The 17,568-nt window shown below is 66.8% G+C and carries 15 protein-coding genes; 8 read left to right on the top strand and 7 right to left on the bottom strand.

All coding sequences use genetic code 11. The annotated features are described in order from the left end of the window. Positions 1–50: 50 nt before the first annotated feature. On the bottom strand, positions 51–1,064 hold the full coding sequence (locus C9424_RS05290; protein WP_116765851.1) for a DMT family transporter: 1,014 nt from the start codon (positions 1,062–1,064) through the stop codon (positions 51–53). On the opposite strand from C9424_RS05290, the gene C9424_RS05285 reads away from it, so the two are divergent. Next, positions 1,063–2,478 carry an aminotransferase-like domain-containing protein gene (locus C9424_RS05285; RefSeq protein ID WP_116765850.1) on the top strand — a complete coding sequence of 472 codons (1,416 nt, stop codon included), beginning with the start codon at positions 1,063–1,065 and terminating at the stop codon, positions 2,476–2,478. The two genes, C9424_RS05290 and C9424_RS05285, sit on opposite strands and share 2 nt — an antisense overlap. 30 nt (positions 2,479–2,508) lie before the next feature. Here the strand turns inward: C9424_RS05285 and C9424_RS05280 are convergent, their stop codons facing one another. Beyond that, complete coding sequence (locus C9424_RS05280) at positions 2,509–2,847, bottom strand: YnfA family protein (RefSeq protein WP_116765849.1); 339 nt, start codon at positions 2,845–2,847, stop codon at positions 2,509–2,511. Positions 2,848–3,076: 229 nt separating this feature from the next. Here C9424_RS05280 and ribA point away from each other — a divergent pair, with 229 nt between their 5' ends. The 6 genes from ribA (at position 3,077) to C9424_RS05245 (ending at position 10,422) form a co-directional block, all read left to right on the top strand. Next, a complete protein-coding gene (gene ribA, locus C9424_RS22055) occupies positions 3,077–4,990 on the top strand; it encodes a GTP cyclohydrolase II RibA (protein ID WP_116765848.1) in 1,914 nt (637 codons plus the stop codon). A gap of 84 nt (positions 4,991–5,074) precedes the next feature. Beyond that, positions 5,075–5,872, top strand: a complete 798-nt coding sequence (locus C9424_RS05270; RefSeq protein WP_116765847.1) for a dioxygenase family protein — start codon at positions 5,075–5,077, stop codon at positions 5,870–5,872. A gap of 192 nt (positions 5,873–6,064) precedes the next feature. Beyond that, a complete protein-coding gene (locus C9424_RS05265; protein WP_116765846.1) occupies positions 6,065–6,922 on the top strand; it encodes an SDR family oxidoreductase in 858 nt (285 codons plus the stop codon). A 234-nt stretch (positions 6,923–7,156) separates the two neighbouring features. Then, complete coding sequence (locus C9424_RS05255; RefSeq protein ID WP_133247479.1) at positions 7,157–8,299, top strand: hypothetical protein; 1,143 nt, start codon at positions 7,157–7,159, stop codon at positions 8,297–8,299. Positions 8,300–8,435: 136 nt separating this feature from the next. Continuing rightward, a complete protein-coding gene (locus C9424_RS05250; protein WP_116765843.1) occupies positions 8,436–9,635 on the top strand; it encodes an SLC13 family permease in 1,200 nt (399 codons plus the stop codon). Between the two features lie 133 nt (positions 9,636–9,768). Further along, on the top strand, positions 9,769–10,422 hold the full coding sequence (locus C9424_RS05245) for a PRC-barrel domain-containing protein (protein ID WP_116765842.1): 654 nt from the start codon (positions 9,769–9,771) through the stop codon (positions 10,420–10,422). Between the two features lie 24 nt (positions 10,423–10,446). On the opposite strand, the gene C9424_RS05240 is transcribed toward C9424_RS05245, so the two are convergent. Together C9424_RS05240 and C9424_RS05235 are read right to left on the bottom strand one after the other, a co-directional pair. Further along, on the bottom strand, positions 10,447–12,315 hold the full coding sequence (locus C9424_RS05240) for an alkyl/aryl-sulfatase (RefSeq protein WP_237563299.1): 1,869 nt from the start codon (positions 12,313–12,315) through the stop codon (positions 10,447–10,449). A gap of 174 nt (positions 12,316–12,489) precedes the next feature. Continuing rightward, positions 12,490–13,143 (bottom strand): LysE family translocator, encoded by a 654-nt coding sequence (locus tag C9424_RS05235; protein WP_116765840.1) that lies wholly within the window; start codon positions 13,141–13,143, stop codon positions 12,490–12,492. Between the two features lie 385 nt (positions 13,144–13,528). On the opposite strand from C9424_RS05235, the gene C9424_RS05230 reads away from it, so the two are divergent. Beyond that, positions 13,529–15,124, top strand: coding sequence for an MFS transporter (locus tag C9424_RS05230; protein ID WP_116765839.1), 1,596 nt, complete (start codon positions 13,529–13,531; stop codon positions 15,122–15,124). Between the two features lie 21 nt (positions 15,125–15,145). On the opposite strand, the gene C9424_RS05225 is transcribed toward C9424_RS05230, so the two are convergent. The 3 genes from C9424_RS05225 to C9424_RS05215 form a co-directional block, all read right to left on the bottom strand. Beyond that, positions 15,146–15,811, bottom strand: coding sequence for a GAP family protein (locus C9424_RS05225; RefSeq protein WP_116765838.1), 666 nt, complete (start codon positions 15,809–15,811; stop codon positions 15,146–15,148). A gap of 39 nt (positions 15,812–15,850) precedes the next feature. Continuing rightward, positions 15,851–17,005 carry an AI-2E family transporter gene (locus tag C9424_RS05220; protein WP_116765837.1) on the bottom strand — a complete coding sequence of 385 codons (1,155 nt, stop codon included), beginning with the start codon at positions 17,003–17,005 and terminating at the stop codon, positions 15,851–15,853. Positions 17,006–17,110: 105 nt separating this feature from the next. Then, entirely contained in the window at positions 17,111–17,497 is a 387-nt protein-coding gene (locus tag C9424_RS05215) for an SHOCT domain-containing protein (protein WP_116765836.1), read from the bottom strand. Between the last annotated feature and the right edge of the window lie 71 nt (positions 17,498–17,568).

Below are 17,568 nucleotides of genomic sequence, written 5' to 3'. Positions count from 1 at the left end.
CGGAGTGCGGTGCGGGGTGCGCTCAAGGGGCCGGGGGAGACGGCTGCCGGTCAGGGGCCTGTCTTCGCGGCCGCCGTCGCGGTTGCTGTTGCCGAAGCCGGCGCATCTGTTGTCGCATGCATACTGGTACTCCCTTTCACCCTCGGGCTACCGGGCCGGGAACGGACCGCCAGGCCGGCGCAGAGTATCACCGCGGCGCCGCCGATGATGGTGGTCCAGCTCAGGTTCTCGCCCAGTATGATCCCGGCCCAGCAAATGCTCAACACCGGCTGGACCAATTGGATCTGGCTGACCTGCGCCATGGGACCGATGGCCAGGCCGTGGTACCAGGCGAAGAAACCAAGGAACATGCTCACGATCCCAAGGTAGGCGAAGGCCGCCCACTGCACGGGGGTGCCGGCGGGTGGTTGCCCGGCGATGGAGAGCGCCGCCAGGCACATCATGAGCGGAGAGGCGAGCACGAGCGCCCAGGACACTGTCTGCCAGGCCCCGAGTTCGCGGGCCAGCTTGCCGCCTTCGGCGTAGCCGATTGCCGCGCACACCACGGCGCCAAAAAGAAGCAGGTCCGCCAGATGCAGCTGCCCGATGCCGCCGGATTGAGCGGAGGCGAAGACGATGGCCGCAACCGCGCCGACGCCGGTGATGACCCAGAAGATGACGGGCGGGCGTTCGTGGCCGCGAAGCACTGCCATCGTTGCGGTCGCCGCAGGGAGTAGCGCGATAACGACAGCGCCGTGGCTGGCGGGAACCGAGGTGAGGGCGAAGGAGGTCAGCAGCGGGAAGCCCGCAACCACGCCGCCGGCGACCACGGCAACGCGCGCCCACTGGGAACCGCGGGGCGCCCGCTGGCGCGTCAACGCGAGGGCGCACCCGGCGAGAACTGCCGCGACCACGGCGCGCCCCGATCCGATGAACAACGGCGACAGCCCCGCTACGGCAACGCGCGTGAACGGAACCGTGAAGGAGAAGGCGGCGACGCCGAGCAATCCCCACCACAGTCCCGTGGCCGGCCGGGACGATAACGGTTGGTCAAAAATTGCAGTAGCGCTACTATTGGCTCTCATGTCCAACGATAGCACCTCGAAAATCACGGCACGCCTCCGGGAGTGGATTGCCGGTGCCGCGCCCGGAGCCAGGCTGCCCTCGACGCGGTCCCTGGTCGCCGAGTACCAGGCCAGCCCGGTCACCGTGCAAAAGGTGCTCCGCACGCTTGCAGCACAGGGGCTGATTGAGAGCCGCCCGGGCGTCGGAACCTTCGTGCGGTCCGTCCGGACGGCCCGGCCTGCGGACTACGGCTGGCAGACAGCCGCACTGGGCTCACCCCAGGCGCCGCTCCGCCCTGTCTCCACGGCGATGCGCAGCGCGCCGAACGATGTCATCGCCTTCCACTCCGGCTACCCGGACCGTGAACTCCTGCCCGAGCGACTGGTGCGGGCTGCCCTGACCCGGGCAGCCCGGGGAGACGCCGCCGTGTCCCGCCCGCCCGCCGCGGGCCTGCCCGAACTGCAGTCCTGGTTCGCCCACGAACTCCGGGCCTCAACGCCGGCCGGTGTCACGCCGCCAACGGCCAGCGATGTGATCGTGCTCCCCGGCAGCCAGAGCGGGCTCAGTTCCGTGTTCCGGGCGCTGGTCGGCAGGGGACAGCCGCTGCTGGTGGAATCCCCGACGTACTGGGGAGCCATCCTGGCCGCAACGCAGGCCGGCGTCCGGATCGTTCCCGTGCCGAGCGGTCCCGAGGGCCCCGACCCGGAGGAGTTGGACCGCGCCTTTGCCGAGACCGGTGCGCGGCTGTTCTATGCGCAGCCGAACTATGCCAATCCCACCGGTGCGCAATGGGCCACGCGCGTGGGTGAGCAGGTGCTGGAGGCAGTGCGCGCCCACGGCGCGTTCCTCGTCGAGGACGACTGGGCACATGATTTCGGCATCACCACCGATGCCTCACCCCTGGCCGCCCGGGACGATTCGGGCCATGTCGTCTACCTGCGGTCGCTGACCAAGAGCGTGTCCCCGGGCATCCGCGTCGCTGCGGTGATCGCCCGCGGACCCGCGCGCGACCGCATTCTGGCCGACCGGGGTGCCGAATCGATGTACGTCAGCGGCGTGCTCCAGGCGGCCGCCCTCGACGTCGTGACGCACCCGGCGTGGCAGACCCACCTGCGCGGCCTGCGCCACCAGCTCCAAGACCGCCGGGATCTGCTGCTCGGCAGCCTGCGGGAGCATGCCCCGCAGGCCCACGTTGAGCACGTGCCCAAGGGCGGGCTGAACCTGTGGGCCCGCCTGCCCGACGGGACCGACGTCGATCAGCTCGTCCGTGACTGCGAGGCCGCCGGGGTCATCATCGCCGCCGGGACTGAGTGGTTCCCGGCCGAACCGGCCGGACCGTTCATCCGGCTCAACTTCGCCGGCCCCAATCCGGGCGCCTTCCGGGAAGGCGCGCACATCCTCGGCCAGGTACTGGAGCACACAACCGGCCGGTAGGGCGGGCCGGCGGAGGAGCGGCGGTTCGCGTTAGCCCGCGTCGCGGGGCGCGAACATGATGACGGCGACCCCGAACAGGCAGACCGCCGAACCCAGGATGTCCCACCGGTCCGGCCGGAACCCGTCGAAGATCATGCCCCAGGCCAGGGAGCCTGCCACGAACACGCCGCCGTACGCCGCGAGGATGCGCCCGAAGTGCGCGTCGGGCTGCAGCGTGGCCACGAAGCCGTAGATGCCCAGCGCTACGACACCCAGACCGGCCCACCACCAGTCCCGGCCTTCGCGGACGGACTGCCAGACGAGCCACGCCCCGCCGATTTCGGCTGCCGCGGCCAGGATGAAGAGCACGATGGTTCTTGCGATAGTCACGCCATCATGATGGCACCCGGCGTCGGGTCATTCGTGCGGGCACGCGCCGATGCTTCCGCCGGACCCGTCACACGGGGTCATGGCTTGCATCACCGGCCGCGCCTCCCTATAACTTTAAGTTTCAAGTAAAGTTCTGCCGGGAATGCCGCGGACCGCAATGTCGTCTGGCCGGTCGGTCCCGCTCCGGCGCAACGTCTGCACCTTCCTGCCGAATGCCTGAGGACCTGAGATGACCCTTGTGTCAGAGACCATCGAACACGCTGCACCCGCTCCAGCGGCCGCCGTGCGCAGCCGGGTTTCCGTGCCGCTGCGGTTCGCGGACGGGTTCACCGCCGACGCCGAGGTGCTGACCTTCAGCGGACTCACCGACGGAAAGGAGCACCTGCTCCTCGCCCTGGGCGACTGGGAGCAGGCGCTGCTGGAAGCGGCGCGCGGGGGCTCGGGACCCCTGGTGCGGCTGCACAGTGAATGCCTCACCGGGGATGTGTTCGGGAGCCAGCGGTGTGACTGCGGTCCGCAGTTGCGGGAGGCTGTGGAGCGGATCGCGGCCGCCGGCGGGTTCCTGCTCTACCTCCGTCAGGAAGGCCGCGGCATCGGCCTGTATTCCAAGCTCGATGCCTATGCCCTGCAGGACGGCGGCCTGGACACCTACGAGGCCAACCTCGCCCTAGGGCACGGCGAGGACGAGCGGGACTACACGGCTGCGGCGCAGATGCTCGGCGCCCTGGGCGCCGGGACGGTGCGCCTGCTCAGCAACAACCCGGACAAGGCGGCCCAGCTGGGCGCCCTCGGCGTCGACGTTTCCGCGCAGATCGCCACGGGCGTCCACGCGTCCCCGGCCAACCTCCGGTACCTGACCGCCAAGCGCGACCACACCTCCCACACGCTCCAGCTCCCTTCCGACGCCGGCCCCGGCCGTGATGAGCCGCGCAGCAGCATCCTCGCCGGGTCTGCCGCCCGGCCCGCTGCCGCGGTGCCGGTCGTCGTCCCCACCCACGATGAGATGCTGGCCCGCGCTCAGGGACTCATTGCCGGCCTGCGTGAGCGGGCCGCGGAAACAGAGCAGCTTCGCCGTGTACCCGATTCCACCATGGCGGAACTCCGGTCAGCTGAAATCTTCCACATGCTGTCCCCCAAGGCTGCCGGGGGATTCGGCATGGGACTGGAGACCTACGTCGAGGTCGTGCGCCGGCTTGCGAGGGGGTGCGCCTCCACGGCATGGAGCGTGGGCCACCTGGTCGAGCATGTCTGGATGCTCGCACGCTGGCCCCGGGAAGCGCAGGACGAAGTCTTCGCGAACGGTCCGGCACCGTTGGCAGCCGCCACCGGCGCACCCGCCGGGGTGGCGGAGAAGGTACAAGGAGGCTACTCCATCTCGGGCCGGTGGACCTTCGCCTCCGGGGTGATGCACTCCGAGTGGGCGCTGCTCGCGGCGCAGCGCGGCGGGGTGCGCCTGCAATGCTTGGTGCCCCTGGCCGACGTCGAGGTTCTCGATGTGTGGCACACGGCCGGGCTGAGGGGAACCGGGAGCAACGACATCCTGGCCCGGGGCCTGTTCGTCCCGGAGCATCGAGCGCTGGACTGGGAACGCCTGGCCGCCGAGGCCAATCCGGGCAGCGAACTCCATCAGGATCCGCTGATCCACACCCCCATGGGCGCTCTGCTGAATATGGTGGCCCCTGCCGCCGCCTTGGGGTCAGCCGAGTACGCGGTCGAATTGTTCCGGGAGCTGTTGATGGTGCGCAAGGTCAAGCACACAGTGGAGACGCGGCAGGCCGACTCGCCGCTCGCGCAGGTCCGCTATGCGCAGGCTTACGGCCTGGTTGCCGCGGCACGGCTGCATTGGCAGGAAGCTGTCCGGGTGGTCTCGGCCTCCCATGCGCGCAGGCCCTCAACAATGACGGACCGGGAGCGCGCTGACTACCGGCTGTCCCTCGCGCTGAGCGGCGAGGCCTCGGCCGAAGCGGTCCGCCTGGTCATGACAGGATCCGGCGGGAGTGTCCACCGGCTATCGCACCCGCTCCAGCGGATCCAGCGCGACGTCAACGTCCTGCTGAACCACGCGGCGCTCACCAGGGACCCCGTGCTCGAGCAGGCCGGCCGCGGCCTCCTGGGCCTCGGGTTCACCGTACCCACGTTCTGACCGGAGCCCGCCGGAGCCCGCCCGGCGCCGGACGGGGACCGAAAGAAGCTTGAAGCTTCAATAAAAACAGGGTACGATGATGTCATGACTCAGACCACTGACCGCCCTCCGGTTCTCTTCCTCAGCCACGGTGCGCCACCTCTGGCCGACGACTCCACATGGACCCGCCAACTCAACGACTGGTCCGGCACCTTTGGCAAGCCCAAGGACATCCTCATGGTCTCTGCCCACTGGGAGAATGCCCCGGTGACGCTCAGCGCCACCGGGCGCGATCCTGGCCTGGTCTACGACTTCTGGGGCTTCCCCCAGAAGTACTACGACGTGGCGTATGACGCCCCGCAGGCACCTGAGCTGGCAGCCGAAGTGGAGAAGCTCGTTGCCGCCCACGGCCACCACGTGGAGCGCGATGAAAGCCGCGGCCTGGACCACGGCGCCTACGTTCCGCTGAAGGAGATGTACCCCGCAGCAGACGTGCCGGTGGTGCAGATGTCCATGCCGACGCTGGATCCGCAGGGACTGTTCGAACTCGGCATGTCGCTTGGGCCTCTGCGTGACCGGGGCACGCTGATCGTCGGATCCGGTTTCACCACGCACAACCTGCGCTGGTTCAATCCCGCCGGCGGGCCGGACACCGCCCCGCCGGCAGCATCCAGCGAATTCGACCACTGGGCCGAGGAAGCCATGGCCCGCGGCGACGTCGACTCCATCCTCGATTTCCTGAACAAGGCGCCGGCCGCCCGCGAGGCGCACCCCCGGAGCGAGCACTGGGCTCCGCTCTACGTTGCCCTCGGGGCCGCATACGGCTCGGGAGACATCCAGGCGAAGACGGCGATCGACGGGTTCTGGTTCGGGCTGTCCAAGCGCTCGTGGACCCTGACATAGGCGTCTGGTACAACACGGTACGAAACGCGGGCCGGCGCCTGCGCCGGCGCGCAGACAGCCGAACGATGGAGGGCGTCGCACAACGTAACACCGGAATGCCCGGAGCCGGGCACCGGTTGTGATCCCCGGTGCCGGTTCGCCGGCACGGCAACGACTTGACATGAACTTCACCTCAGATTCCAGGAGCGCAACATGACGATTGCAGTAACGGGTGCCACAGGACAGCTGGGCCGATTGGTCCTCGAGGACCTGCTCAGCACCCAGGAGCCGGGTTCCCTCGTGGCGGTGGTCCGCGACGCCGCGAAAGCTGGTGATCTGGCGTCCCGGGGCGTCCAGGTGCGCGTGGCGGACTATTCCGATCCTGCCGCGCTCGAGGCCGCTCTCGCCGGCGTTGAGAAGCTCCTGCTGGTCTCCGGCAGCGAGGTAGGCTCACGGGTGGCACAGCACGCCAACGTGGTCAGCGCGGCCAAAGCGGCAGGTGTCCGTTTCATCGCCTATACGTCCGTCCTGGCCGCGGACACCACAGAGCTGATCCTGGCGCCCGAGCACAAGGCAACCGAGGAACTCATCCGCGCGTCGGGACTCGAGTTCACGCTCCTGCGCAACGGCTGGTACTCCGAAAACTACGCCCAGACCGTGGCCACGGCCCGGCAGACGGGCGCCGTCGTCGCTGCTGCCGGTGACGGCAGGGTGGCCAGCGCCGCACGGGCGGACTATGCGGCCGCCGCCGCGGCGGTGCTCACCTCCGCCGGGCACGAGGGCCGCACCTACGAGCTCTCCGGCGATTACGCGTGGGACTTCAAGGAACTGGCGACGGCGATCGCCGGGATCGCCGGACGGGACGTCGTGTACCAGCCCGTGTCCGCTCCCGAGCTGATCCAGGTCCTGACTGCTGCCGGGCTCGACCAAGGGACCGCAGGATTCCTCGCCGCCCTGGACACGGACACCAAAGCTGGTCTTCTGGCCACCGTCACGGGCGAGCTCTCCGGGCTGATCGGACGGCCCACGACGCCGCTGCTGGAGGCGCTGACGTCCGCCACCGCAAGCTAGGGGCTGCGGTCGCGCCGGGCGTCATCATCGACGGTTTCATCCGTTCCGGGTGACGGCCCGCGGCCGGGCCGGACATAGCGTTGGGTTATCGCCGGCGGAGGACCGCCCGGGACCTAAAGTTCCGGAAACGGATTCGGATTTCGGATTTGGCCCAAGGCCTTTTCCTGGAGCGGAACGGGCGGCCTGTGCCGGCGGGCCAGTACCAGCCGCAACGCCAGCGAATCGAAGTGAGCGATGTTAGTCCGGAACAAGCATGCCGCCGTCACGTCCGAGGCACGGGCGCTCTTCGTCGGTAGCGTGGGCTTCGTAGTCCTCGGTGGCGTCGCACTTCTGCTCGTTGGGCGGGAACCTGTGGCGTTGTCCGGACGAGGATCGGCCGGTGACATTGCCGCGATCGGCACGGCGGTTCTTGGTGCCGCGGCGGTGGTGGCCGGTTGTCTGCAACGCCCGACGCCGGTGTCACCGCAGTTCCGCGGTGGCCGGACGCGTAGTGCGATCGACGTCGGCGCCCTCGCGCTGGCCCACGCGTGTATGTTCCTGCTCGGCTGGCTGGCGCTCTTTTGGATCTTCCAGCAAGCGTTTATCGGCGCGGTCCTCTACCCGGTGGCGGCCGCCGTCCTGGTCGGGGGTGCGGGGGCCATCAGCGCCTACGTCGCGTACCTGTCCGCGCTCGGCATGACCGCCTACCGGCTCGCCGCACTCCTCGCCGGTTTCCTCGTCACTGGTGTCCTCACGAGCATGCTGACGGCAGCGGACCCCCTCTGGTGGCAGAAGCACCTCAGCGCCCTCGGCATGAGCTCGGACGTCTCCGGGGTGACGTTCAACTTCACCTTGATCGTCGGCGGTGTCGTGGTCACCACCCTGGCGGGATATTCGACGGCGACGCTCGCTGCGAGCGCCAACACCCCGGCCGCACTTCACCGGGTAAGACTGCTCGAAGGCGGCATCGTCCTGATCGGCGTGTTCCTCGCCGGCGTGGGAGTGTTCCCGGTCGATGAGCGCTTCGGGATCCACACCCTGGTTGCCTCCGGCATGGTGGTGGTGTTCGCGTCGCTCATTGTCCGCATCCGGGCCCTCATCCCCTCCATCTCGCCCGCCTTCGCGGCGCTCGGGTGGGTGTTCCTGGCAGCAATCATTGTCGCCGCGGTGCTGTGGTTCCCGGTCGGCTATTACAACCTGACCGCGGTGGAGCTCATCGCCGGATTGTTGATCTTCTCGTGGCTCATCGTCCTGATCCGCAACCTTGCCGCCGTTGACGCCGACCGGCTCGGCGCGGACCTGTTCGAGGCCGACCGGCCGGCCGGGCCGCAGATACAACGCTCCGGATCAGGCCAGCCTGTTTCAAACGCAACGGACGGGACGGCGGCCGAACCGTGAGTGCAGCCGGGCGGTCCTGCGGCCGGCCCTTGTTCACGCGGCAACCGCCAGAAGATGCCGCGGCCATCCCATCCGTCGCAGACGGCGGGGGAGAGACTCCCTGAAGGCCGGCGGTCAGGGGGATTAGACTCCGTTCATGCGCCTGGCGATCGTTGGAGCCGTATTGCTTGTGGCCGGTGCCGTGGCGATTGTCGCCGGGGCGCTGCCTTTGGCCGACGTGGCCGCCCTCATCGACCGGGTGGCTCCAGTCCTGCTTTTCGTCGTCGCCATGACTATCGTGACGGAGCTGGCCAGCGAGGCCGGCGTCTTCCTCTGGACCGCCCGCAGGCTCCGGCACTGGGGCCGCGGGCGCAGCATTATCCTGTGGCTGTTCCTGGCCGCATTCGCGACGCTGAGCACCATCTTCCTGTCCCTGGACACAACAGCGGTGCTTCTGACGCCGGTGGTAGTCAGCGTGACCCGGCAGGCAGGCCTGCCGGCGCTGCCTTTCGCGCTGACGACTGTGTGGCTGGCCAACACGGCCAGCCTGCTGTTGCCTATTTCAAATCTGACGAACCTTTTAGCCCAGCACAGCCTGGGCGGGACCAGTCCCGCCGCCTTCGCTGCCCTGATGTGGGCCCCATCCGTTGCCGCCATCGTCGTGCCGCTGGTATTCGTCGGCATCGTCTTCCGCCGCGACCTACGCAAGCGCTATTCGAGGATACGGGTCGGGCGGATCAGGACTGATCAGCCCGCCGGCGGAGGATCCGGGGCCGCAGCGACCGACCGGGTTCTGCTCGGCGTCAGCGCACTCGTGCTGGCACTGCTCCTGCCAGCGCTCGTGTCAGGAGTCCCGGTCTGGATCCCGGCGCTGGCTGCCGCCGTCGTACTGGCAGTCGTGTTCGCGCTCCGGCGGCCGCGGGTGCTCAAAGTCTCTTTGGTTCCCTGGTCTCTGCTACTGTTCGCCTCCGGCCTCTTCCTGGTGATGGAAACCATCCGGCATCTGGGCGCTCCCGCGTTGCTGAGTCAACTGGCCGGGCAAGGCCAAGGGACACCGGACTTGCTTCGGCTGGCCGCGACGGGTGCGGTCGGTTCCAATCTGCTGAACAATTTGCCTGCCTACCTGCTGGCCGAGCCACTGGCGGAGACGCCGCAGCGCATGGCGGCGTTGCTGATCGGAGTCAATGCCGGCCCGCTCATCACCCCGTGGGCGTCGCTGGCCACCCTGCTCTGGCACGAGCGGCTGGTGCGGATGAATGTCCTCATCACGTGGAAGGGCTACGCGATCTTCGGTCTGATCGTCGCACCCCTGACCGTAGTGGCCGCAGCCTTGGCACTGGCCGCAGCCCAGCCGTGAACCGGCCGGTGCTTGGACCAGGCACCGGTCAGGTACCGGATCTGCACTTACCGGATCGGAGCAAACCGGCAAGAATGAAGTGCGGCCGCCCACGGTATCCCGGGCCTGCGCTAACGACAACGGAGGTGCCTCCATGCTCAGCCTGCAGGACATTGACAATATCGTCCTCAACGGAGGCATCGTGGTGGACGCCAACGGGGAGAAAATCGGCTCCGTGGAACAGATCTTCACCAGCGGCGATTCCGGTGATCCGGCGTTCGTCACCGTGCGGACCGGTTTGTTCGGCATGTCCGAGTCCTTCGCCCCGCTTTCCGGGGCCAGTCTCGAGGAATCCGTGATCAGGGTTGCCTTTGCCAAGGACACGATCAAGAACGGCCCGCGCATCGACAGCGACCGCGGCATCATCACGGAGACGCAGGAACAGGAGCTCTACCGCTACTACGGGCTGGTGGCCGACACCGCTGGCGAGGGATCCGCCGTCGGAACAAGCCCGGGCGTTTCCCCGCCGTCAACCGGGGAGACCGCGGCGGCACAATCGACGGCCGACTCCGCGGCCGACGAAGGAGTGACCGATGCCGCCGGGGCGAGGCACGCGGGGCAGCTTCCCCCGCAGCCTTTGCCGCAAGGCGGCCCGCCACCGCCCCATGGTGGGCTGGCGCACCAGCCACCACCGCCTCATCTGCGAAAGCATGTGCCTCCGCACCCCATGCCGCGTCGCGGTCCACCGACACCGCCACCGCCCCCGCCCGGCCCACCGCCCCCGCAGGAACAGGCTCCGGTTCGCTAAGCGCGGTTGTGCGGACCGGCCCCGCTACGGGGTAACGATGTTGAACGCCGGGTCTCCGGAGTCCAGTGCCCCCAGCAGCGCCGGCAGGACGGCGCTGCTGCCACTCAGGCTGATGCCCTCCGAGGTGGTGTCCCCGCCGAGCAGGGCCAGCAGCCTGTTCTTCGTGAGCCGGATCTCGACGTCGGCAGATTCGCCGGCCAGCCGGTCGCTGATCAGTACGCCGTTGCGGAGGGTGACATGGTACGCGGCGTCGAGTTCAGTGAACGTGACATTGAGCGAGAGGTCCAGGTCCCAGGCTTTGGGGCCGTTCACCGAGATGGCGAGGGAGCCGAAGAGCTGCTCGGGGGTGAGCTGGGCAACGATCGCCGGTGCCGCCGTCGCGGTGGGTGTCCCGAAGTTGCCGTCCCGGAGCTCCGTTGCGCCGGAGAGGAAGAAGTTCCGCCACGTTCCGTTCTCGGCGCCGTAACCGAGCTGTTCCAGCGTGTCTGCATACAGTTCCCGCGCCGCGGCGTGGCCGGCGTCGACGAAAATCGCGTGGTCGAGCAACGTGGCTGCCCAACGGAAGTCACCGGACTCAAAGGCAGTCCGCGCGGTGCTCACGACGTGATCCAGGCCGCCCATCGCGTCCACATAGCGGGCGGCGAGCTCCGCGGGAGGGTGCGGCCAGAGCCTGGCCGGGTTTCCGTCGAACCACCCCATGTAGCGCTGGTAGATGGCTTTCACATTGTGACTGACCGAACCGTAGTAGCCCCGGGCATGCCACGCGTTCGCAAGGGCCGGCGGCAATTCGATGATCTCGGCGATTTCGGCCCCGGTGTACCCCTGGTTGATGTATCGGAGCGTCTGATCGTGGAGATAGGCATAAAGGTCGCGCTGGGCTGAGAGGTACGAAAGGATCCTGTCCGTTCCCCACGTCGGCCAGTGATGGGAGGCGAAGACGACGTCGGTCCGGATGCCAAACATCCTGATCGCCTGCGTCAGGTATGTGGACCAAACGTGGGGGTCGCGGACCAGCGCCCCGCGGAGGGTGAGCAGGTTGTGCAGCGTGTGGGTCGCATTTTCGGCCATGCACAGGGCGCGGTACCGGGGGAAATAGAAATGCATTTCCGCCGGGGCCTCCGTCCCGGGGGCCATCTGGAATTCGATCTCCACACCGTCCACAGTGTGGCGCTCGCCGGTCTCGCGGATCTCAAGCGTCGGCACGATTAACCCGACTTCTCCCATCGAGGTCGTTTGGCCAAGGCCGGCACCGACCTGGCCCTGCGGGCCGCACGCGAGTGCGGCGCCGTACATGTAGCCGGCCCGGCGGCCCATGGCCGTGCCGGCATAGACGTTCTCCGAGACAGCGTGCTCCACAAAGCCCTCCGGGGCGATCACCGCGATGCCCCCGGCGTCGGCATCTTCCTGGGTGGCAACGCCGAAGACGCCGCCGAAGTGGTCGACGTGGCTGTGTGTGTAGATGACGGCGACAACAGCCCTCTCACCCCGGTTCGACCGGTAGAGCTTGAGCGCCGCCGCCGCCGTCTCGGTTGAGATGAGTGGATCGATCACAATGACCCCGGTGTCACCTTCCACAAAGGTGATATTCGAGAGGTCGAGGCCGCGGACCTGGTAGATTCCCTCCACAACCTCAAAAAGGCCCTGCTTCGCAACCAGCCCCGACTGCCGCCAGAGGCTCGGATTCACGGTGGTGGGGGCCGCCCCGCTAAGGAACGAATATTTGTCGTTGTCCCACACCACCCTCCCGTCGGCAGCGTGGACAACTGCGGGACTCAGAGCCGCGATGAAACCGCGTGCCGAGTCGTCGGTATCGGATGCGTCCGCGAACGGCAGCGTCTCGGAAAGCTTCTGGTGAGCGGCCACGATGGCCCGCTCGGCTGGTTTGTGGGTCAAAGAATTTCGCCATCCCCTCCGAAGGACCATGGGCGTTCATCGTGGCATACCGCCGAAGCGCCGGCCATCACCCGTTTCGGGTGACCCCGTGACCTGTGCCTGTGCCTGTGCGCGTGCCCGCGCCCGTGCCCGTGCGGGGGCGCGTAGACGCGCCCGTGCATGTGGGCGGTCGGGCTAGGCGGAGGCCAGCGTCTTTGTCAGTATTGTGCCGCCAACCCCCACGAGGACCGCGCCCGAACCCGCGACGATGATCCGCTTGGTCCGGGGCCGGGCCAGGAATGCAGTCACTTTCTTCAGCCCGCTGAGGAGAAGTACGTACCAGGCCAGGGCGATCAGCAGGAAAATACCCGCCATCACGGTGTGCTGGGCGAGGGACGGCAGCGGGGCGAAATTGAATTGCGGGAACAGCGACAAATAGAAGACGGCGACTTTCGGGTTGAGCAGGTTGCTCACCATGCCCTGTACGAACGGCGAACTCCCGCCAAACCGGCGGCCGGCCCGCGGTGCCGCCGGCTGGCCGGGCCGGATGGGTGGGCTCATGTTGCTGGCAAACGCCTCCGCGAGCGCCCGGGCTCCCAGATAGAGCAGGTACGCGGCCCCGGCGATCTTGATCCCGGTCCCAAGAATCTCTGAGGCTCCCAGGAGCGCCGTGATACCGAGAACTGCCAGCAAGGCAAGAATTGCGTTGCCAACCATGATTCCGCCGGCGGCCGCTGTTGCCGAGCGAGGGCCGCAGGCCGCGTTCCGGAGGACCAGCGCAAAGTCGGGACCGGGGACCAGTACGACGACGAGACAGGTCAAGACAAAGGCCGTTAACTGTTCGACCATCGTGGGTTGCCTCCTGGCGTCGGGTTGTCCAGTAGTGGGATTTCAGAAGTTGGATAGTTCGGTGCTCGGATTGTTCAATGGGGCGGGAAGATCTGTCCGGCAAACAAAGCCCGGGCAGTCTTACACCTTAGGCCATCCCGGTGTGACTGACGTGCTTGCCTGACGACTCCGGACCCCGAGGGCGCACACCTCACCCCCAAGGCATGATTCCGGCACGCAGGCGAAAAGCTAGGTTGGCATAGACATCCCACTACGATGGCCGCTGGCAGGACACGTTCCGGCAGGACCATGACGACGGGTGCGCCAGCACCGTCATCGTCAAAGGAGGCAACATGTCCGGTTGTGAAATGACCCCGGACGCGGCGAGCCGGGGGTGCGGCCCGCGATGAGTTCTCCCAACGACGCCGTGGCCCAGCCGGTGCAGTTCAACCAGCGGCTGGCCTTACTGCTGGCGATGGCCATGTTCGTGCTGGTCGTTGACACGTCGATCATGAACGTCTCGATCTCCGCAGTGGTCAAGGACATCAACAGCACGGTCAGCGACCTGCAAGCGGCCATCGCCCTCGAAGCGCTGGTGTCCGCAGCCTTCATCCTGATCGGCGGCAAAGTGGGCGACCTCATCGGACGCAAGCGGGCCTACGTCTTGGGTCTGTGCGGTTACGCGGTTGGCGCGGTGGCGATGACGCTGGCCCAGAGCATCACCGCGATCATCATTTTCTGGGCGTTGGTCGGCGGCCTTGGCGCTTCGCTCCTGCTCCCCGCCATGCAGTCGCTCATCCACGGCAACTTCGACGGCGAGGCCCGGAAGCGGGTCTACGCTCTTGTGGGCGCCTCGGCGGCGATCGCCGCCGCCGTCGGACCATTGCTCGGCGGGTTTATCACGACATTTCTCTCCTGGCGTGTCGCCTTCCTCTTGGAAGCGGTGATCATTGCCGTCGTCTTGTCCGGAATTAGGCTCGTTAAAGATGTCCCGTATACGGGACCCCGGGAGGTCGACGTCGTTGGATCGATCCTTTCCGTCGTCGGTATGGGTGGCGTTGTCCTTGGAATCCTGGTCTGGCAGGAGGGCGGCGAAGCTGTTGGCGCGCTCCTGATCGTCGGTGCGGCCGGACTGGCCGGGCTGTTCTATTGGCTCCTGCGGCGCGAACGGCGCAACAAACCGATGCTGCTGGACCCGGGGCTCTTCCGGTCGAAAGCTTTCCGGCTCGGCGCCACGCAGCAAATGCTCCAGCAGATCGCCCTCGGTGGCACCATGATCGTGTTGCCGATCTATCTGCAGATGGTGCTCGAATACAACGCGATGCAGGCCGGTCTGTCCATTGCACCGCTCTCGCTCAGCATGTTCGGCATAGCAATGCTCGCCGGAAAGCGGTCAGGGAAGCGGCGCCCGGCAGGCATTATCCGGTGGGGCTTCATTCTCCTTCTGGCTGGGCTGCTCGCAATCCTGCCAGTCGTGCCGCGTGCGGACTCCGGCTGGTGGCTCCTGATCCCCCTCATCATTGCCGGTTGCGGACTCGGCTTGTTGGTGTCGCAGCTGAACAATTACACCCTGTCTCCAATCTCGGACGAGCGCGTCAGCGAGGCCGCGGGCGTGAATTCAGCGGCCGGATCGTTTGGGCTGTCGTTCGGACTCGCGTTTGCCGGCGCCATCATGCTGGCATCGCTCGCGTCCGTCTTCACGGGCCTGGCGACCTCGAGCACGGTACTGCCGCCCGCGGAGCAGCAACAGGTTGCGCAGGCGCTGGAAGAGGACGCTCAGGTCCTCAGCAACACCCAGCTCGCGGGGCTCCTCGTCGGCCAGCCGGCGGAGATCCAGGCCGAAATCATCCGCATCAACACGGAGGCCAGGCCCATCGCCCTGCAGATCGGGCTGCTCATTCCGATCTTCGCCAGTGTCGCGGGCTTCGTCATTTCCTTCCGCATGATGCGGCTTCCCGATCCCAAGCCCTCCGGCACCGGCGAAGGCGCGATCCTGGACTGAGGGTCTGGGCGGCAGCAGAAGTCAGAGCAACGAAAGGCTGTAGCCGACGATGAGCAGCCCAATCACTAGCGTTGCGATGGCTGCAATCCTGCGGCCGTTGCGCTGCAGCCAGTCGTAGAGGGCGGTGAGAGGTACTTGCGCACGCTCCGGGGACTGCAGCCAAACCACGACTGGAACGACGACGGCTGACTGGGTCACAACGGCGTAGGCGAGGATGAGCACGCTTCCCTGCAGGGTAGGCAGCTCCCGCACGCCGATCAGGGCGCCGGCCGTGACGGCGAGCAGGAGTGCCTTGGGCCGCAGGTTCATGCCCAGGCCCAGGACGACGAATTCCCAGGGCCGGGCGGAGTGGAACCTCGACTTCATCTTGCCCAGCATGGCGTTGTCCCGGTTGCTCTTGCTCGCGAAGAGGTACACGGAGTAGCCAAGCAGAACGGCGCCGATCACAAAGCCAACCTGAGCCAGCCATTCGTCCTGGTTCAGGCGGGGCCTGCCGGGCCATAGTTGCAGCCCGACAGCTGAAAGTCCCACCACCACGACTGATCCTGAGAGGCTGCCGATCAGGAACGGCAGGGCTCCTCGGCGGGGATCCGGGGATAGCAGAATCATGATCGTGACGCTTATGGGCACAGTGCTCATCGCTCCCGCGATGGCGAAGAGCACCAGGCTGGTGAGGGTGCTCAACATGTGGCTGTCACCTGCCCCGGGAGACACCCTGACGGCACGTCATGCCTTCGGTGCGTTGCCGGCGTCAGGGCGGCCTGGCCGCGGCCGTCCACGCCGGGCACGGATCGCCTCGTCTTCCTGTTTAAGCAGCAGTGCCACGTCTTTCTTGTCGCCCGTCAATGGCCGCCACCATGAGATGGACGGGTCCGAATCGAGCAGGATGGCGCGAGCAAAGAGGGTCAGAGGGACGGCGAGGATGGCGCCGACAGGACCCAGGACCACGGCCCAGAAAAGGACTGAAACAAAGGTCAGGGTCTCGCTCAGCGACACTGCGTTGCCCACGTACTTCGGCTGAATGATGGACTGGATCACACTGTTGATCCCGCCATAGATGATGATGATGGCCACAACGGTCGGCCAGCCACCGGTGAGGAACCCAAAGAACAGCGGCGGGACGATCGCGATGAAGTAGCCAATGTTGGGGATGAAGCTGCAGATGAAAGACAGCAGACCCCAGAGCAGGGCTCCGGGGACCTGCAGGATGACCAGGACCAGCCAGTTGAACAGGCCCTGGGCGATCCCGAGGACCGTAGTGGCGACCATATAGCGGCGCACGCCGGTTCCGAAACCGATGAAGGCGGAGACCACTGCCGGCCGGTGGTAGGTCAAATGGGTCAGGATGGCGGGTACGCGCGAGCCGTCGACCGCCATGAGAATGAGCATCGTCAGGATGATCACGAGGCTGCCCACCAGGCTCGCTATGTTCCCCAGTAGGCCGCCTAGGAACCCGATGATGCGGCCCGGAGTGAACCCGTTGAGGACTTCCTGGACTTGCTCCGGTCCGAAACCTACAGACTCCAGCGTCGCGGCGAGGGAAGCGCCGAGCTGGGCCACCTGGGGAGCGTATTGCGGCAGGAGCGCGGAGAACTGGGCGAGGGAGGCAATGAGGATTGCGGCGAAAGCGATCAGCAACCCGAAGACGGCGGCAATCGTGGTTCCCGTGGCTATGCCCCGGGAAATTCCCCGAGCCTGCATCCAGCGGCGAATGGGATGAACACACAAAGTGAGCACGAACGCAAAAAATACCGGGGTGACGATTCCCCTCATCGCGCCAAGGCCGAACGCCACCACAGCCGCGCCAGCCAGGGCGAGCAATATGGTGACGGTGCGGGGGAGGGCTGGACGTGGGTCGGATTCCGATGATGCCGGCTCCATTGAGCCCTCCTTGGTTCAGCCTGGGCCTAGTTTAGGCGAGGGGGCGTGATGAGTAGTGAGTTCATTGCGGCTTGCTCCCCGTCAGATAGGGATCCCCCCTCTGCGTCAGGCGACTACTTTGCTCTTGATCCGCTCGAACTCGGCCGCACTGATGGTTCCCGCGTCCATGAGCGCCTTGGCTTTGGCGATCTCCTCACTCGGGCTCGCTGCGGCGACCTGGCGTATATACGCATCAGTTGCCTCCTGGCTCTTGCGGGCCTGTGCCATTGAACGCTCCGTCATTCCCTTGCCGCGCGCAATCATGTACACCAGCAGGGACAGGAACGGTACGAAGGCAAGGAAGACGATCCATACGGCCTTCCACCAGCCACTGAGCTCGTGGTCACGGAAGAGGTCGCCGATCACCATAAACAGCGCCCACAGGAAAGCGAAAATCGCATATACGCAGAACAACCACCAGAAAATACTCCAAAAGTTCTCGAAGAAGTTCATTTGGCTTCCCTGCTTTCAATTGGTGCGGCGTTGGCGGGAACGCGGCCGTGGGTGGGGGATATAGACGTGAG

The sequence above is a fragment of the Arthrobacter sp. H-02-3 genome (genome assembly GCF_003097355.1).
Classification (GTDB): domain Bacteria; phylum Actinomycetota; class Actinomycetes; order Actinomycetales; family Micrococcaceae; genus Arthrobacter; species Arthrobacter humicola.
The sequence above is the reverse complement of the archived record's forward strand: the minus strand, read 5'-3'. Positions and strand labels throughout refer to the sequence as shown.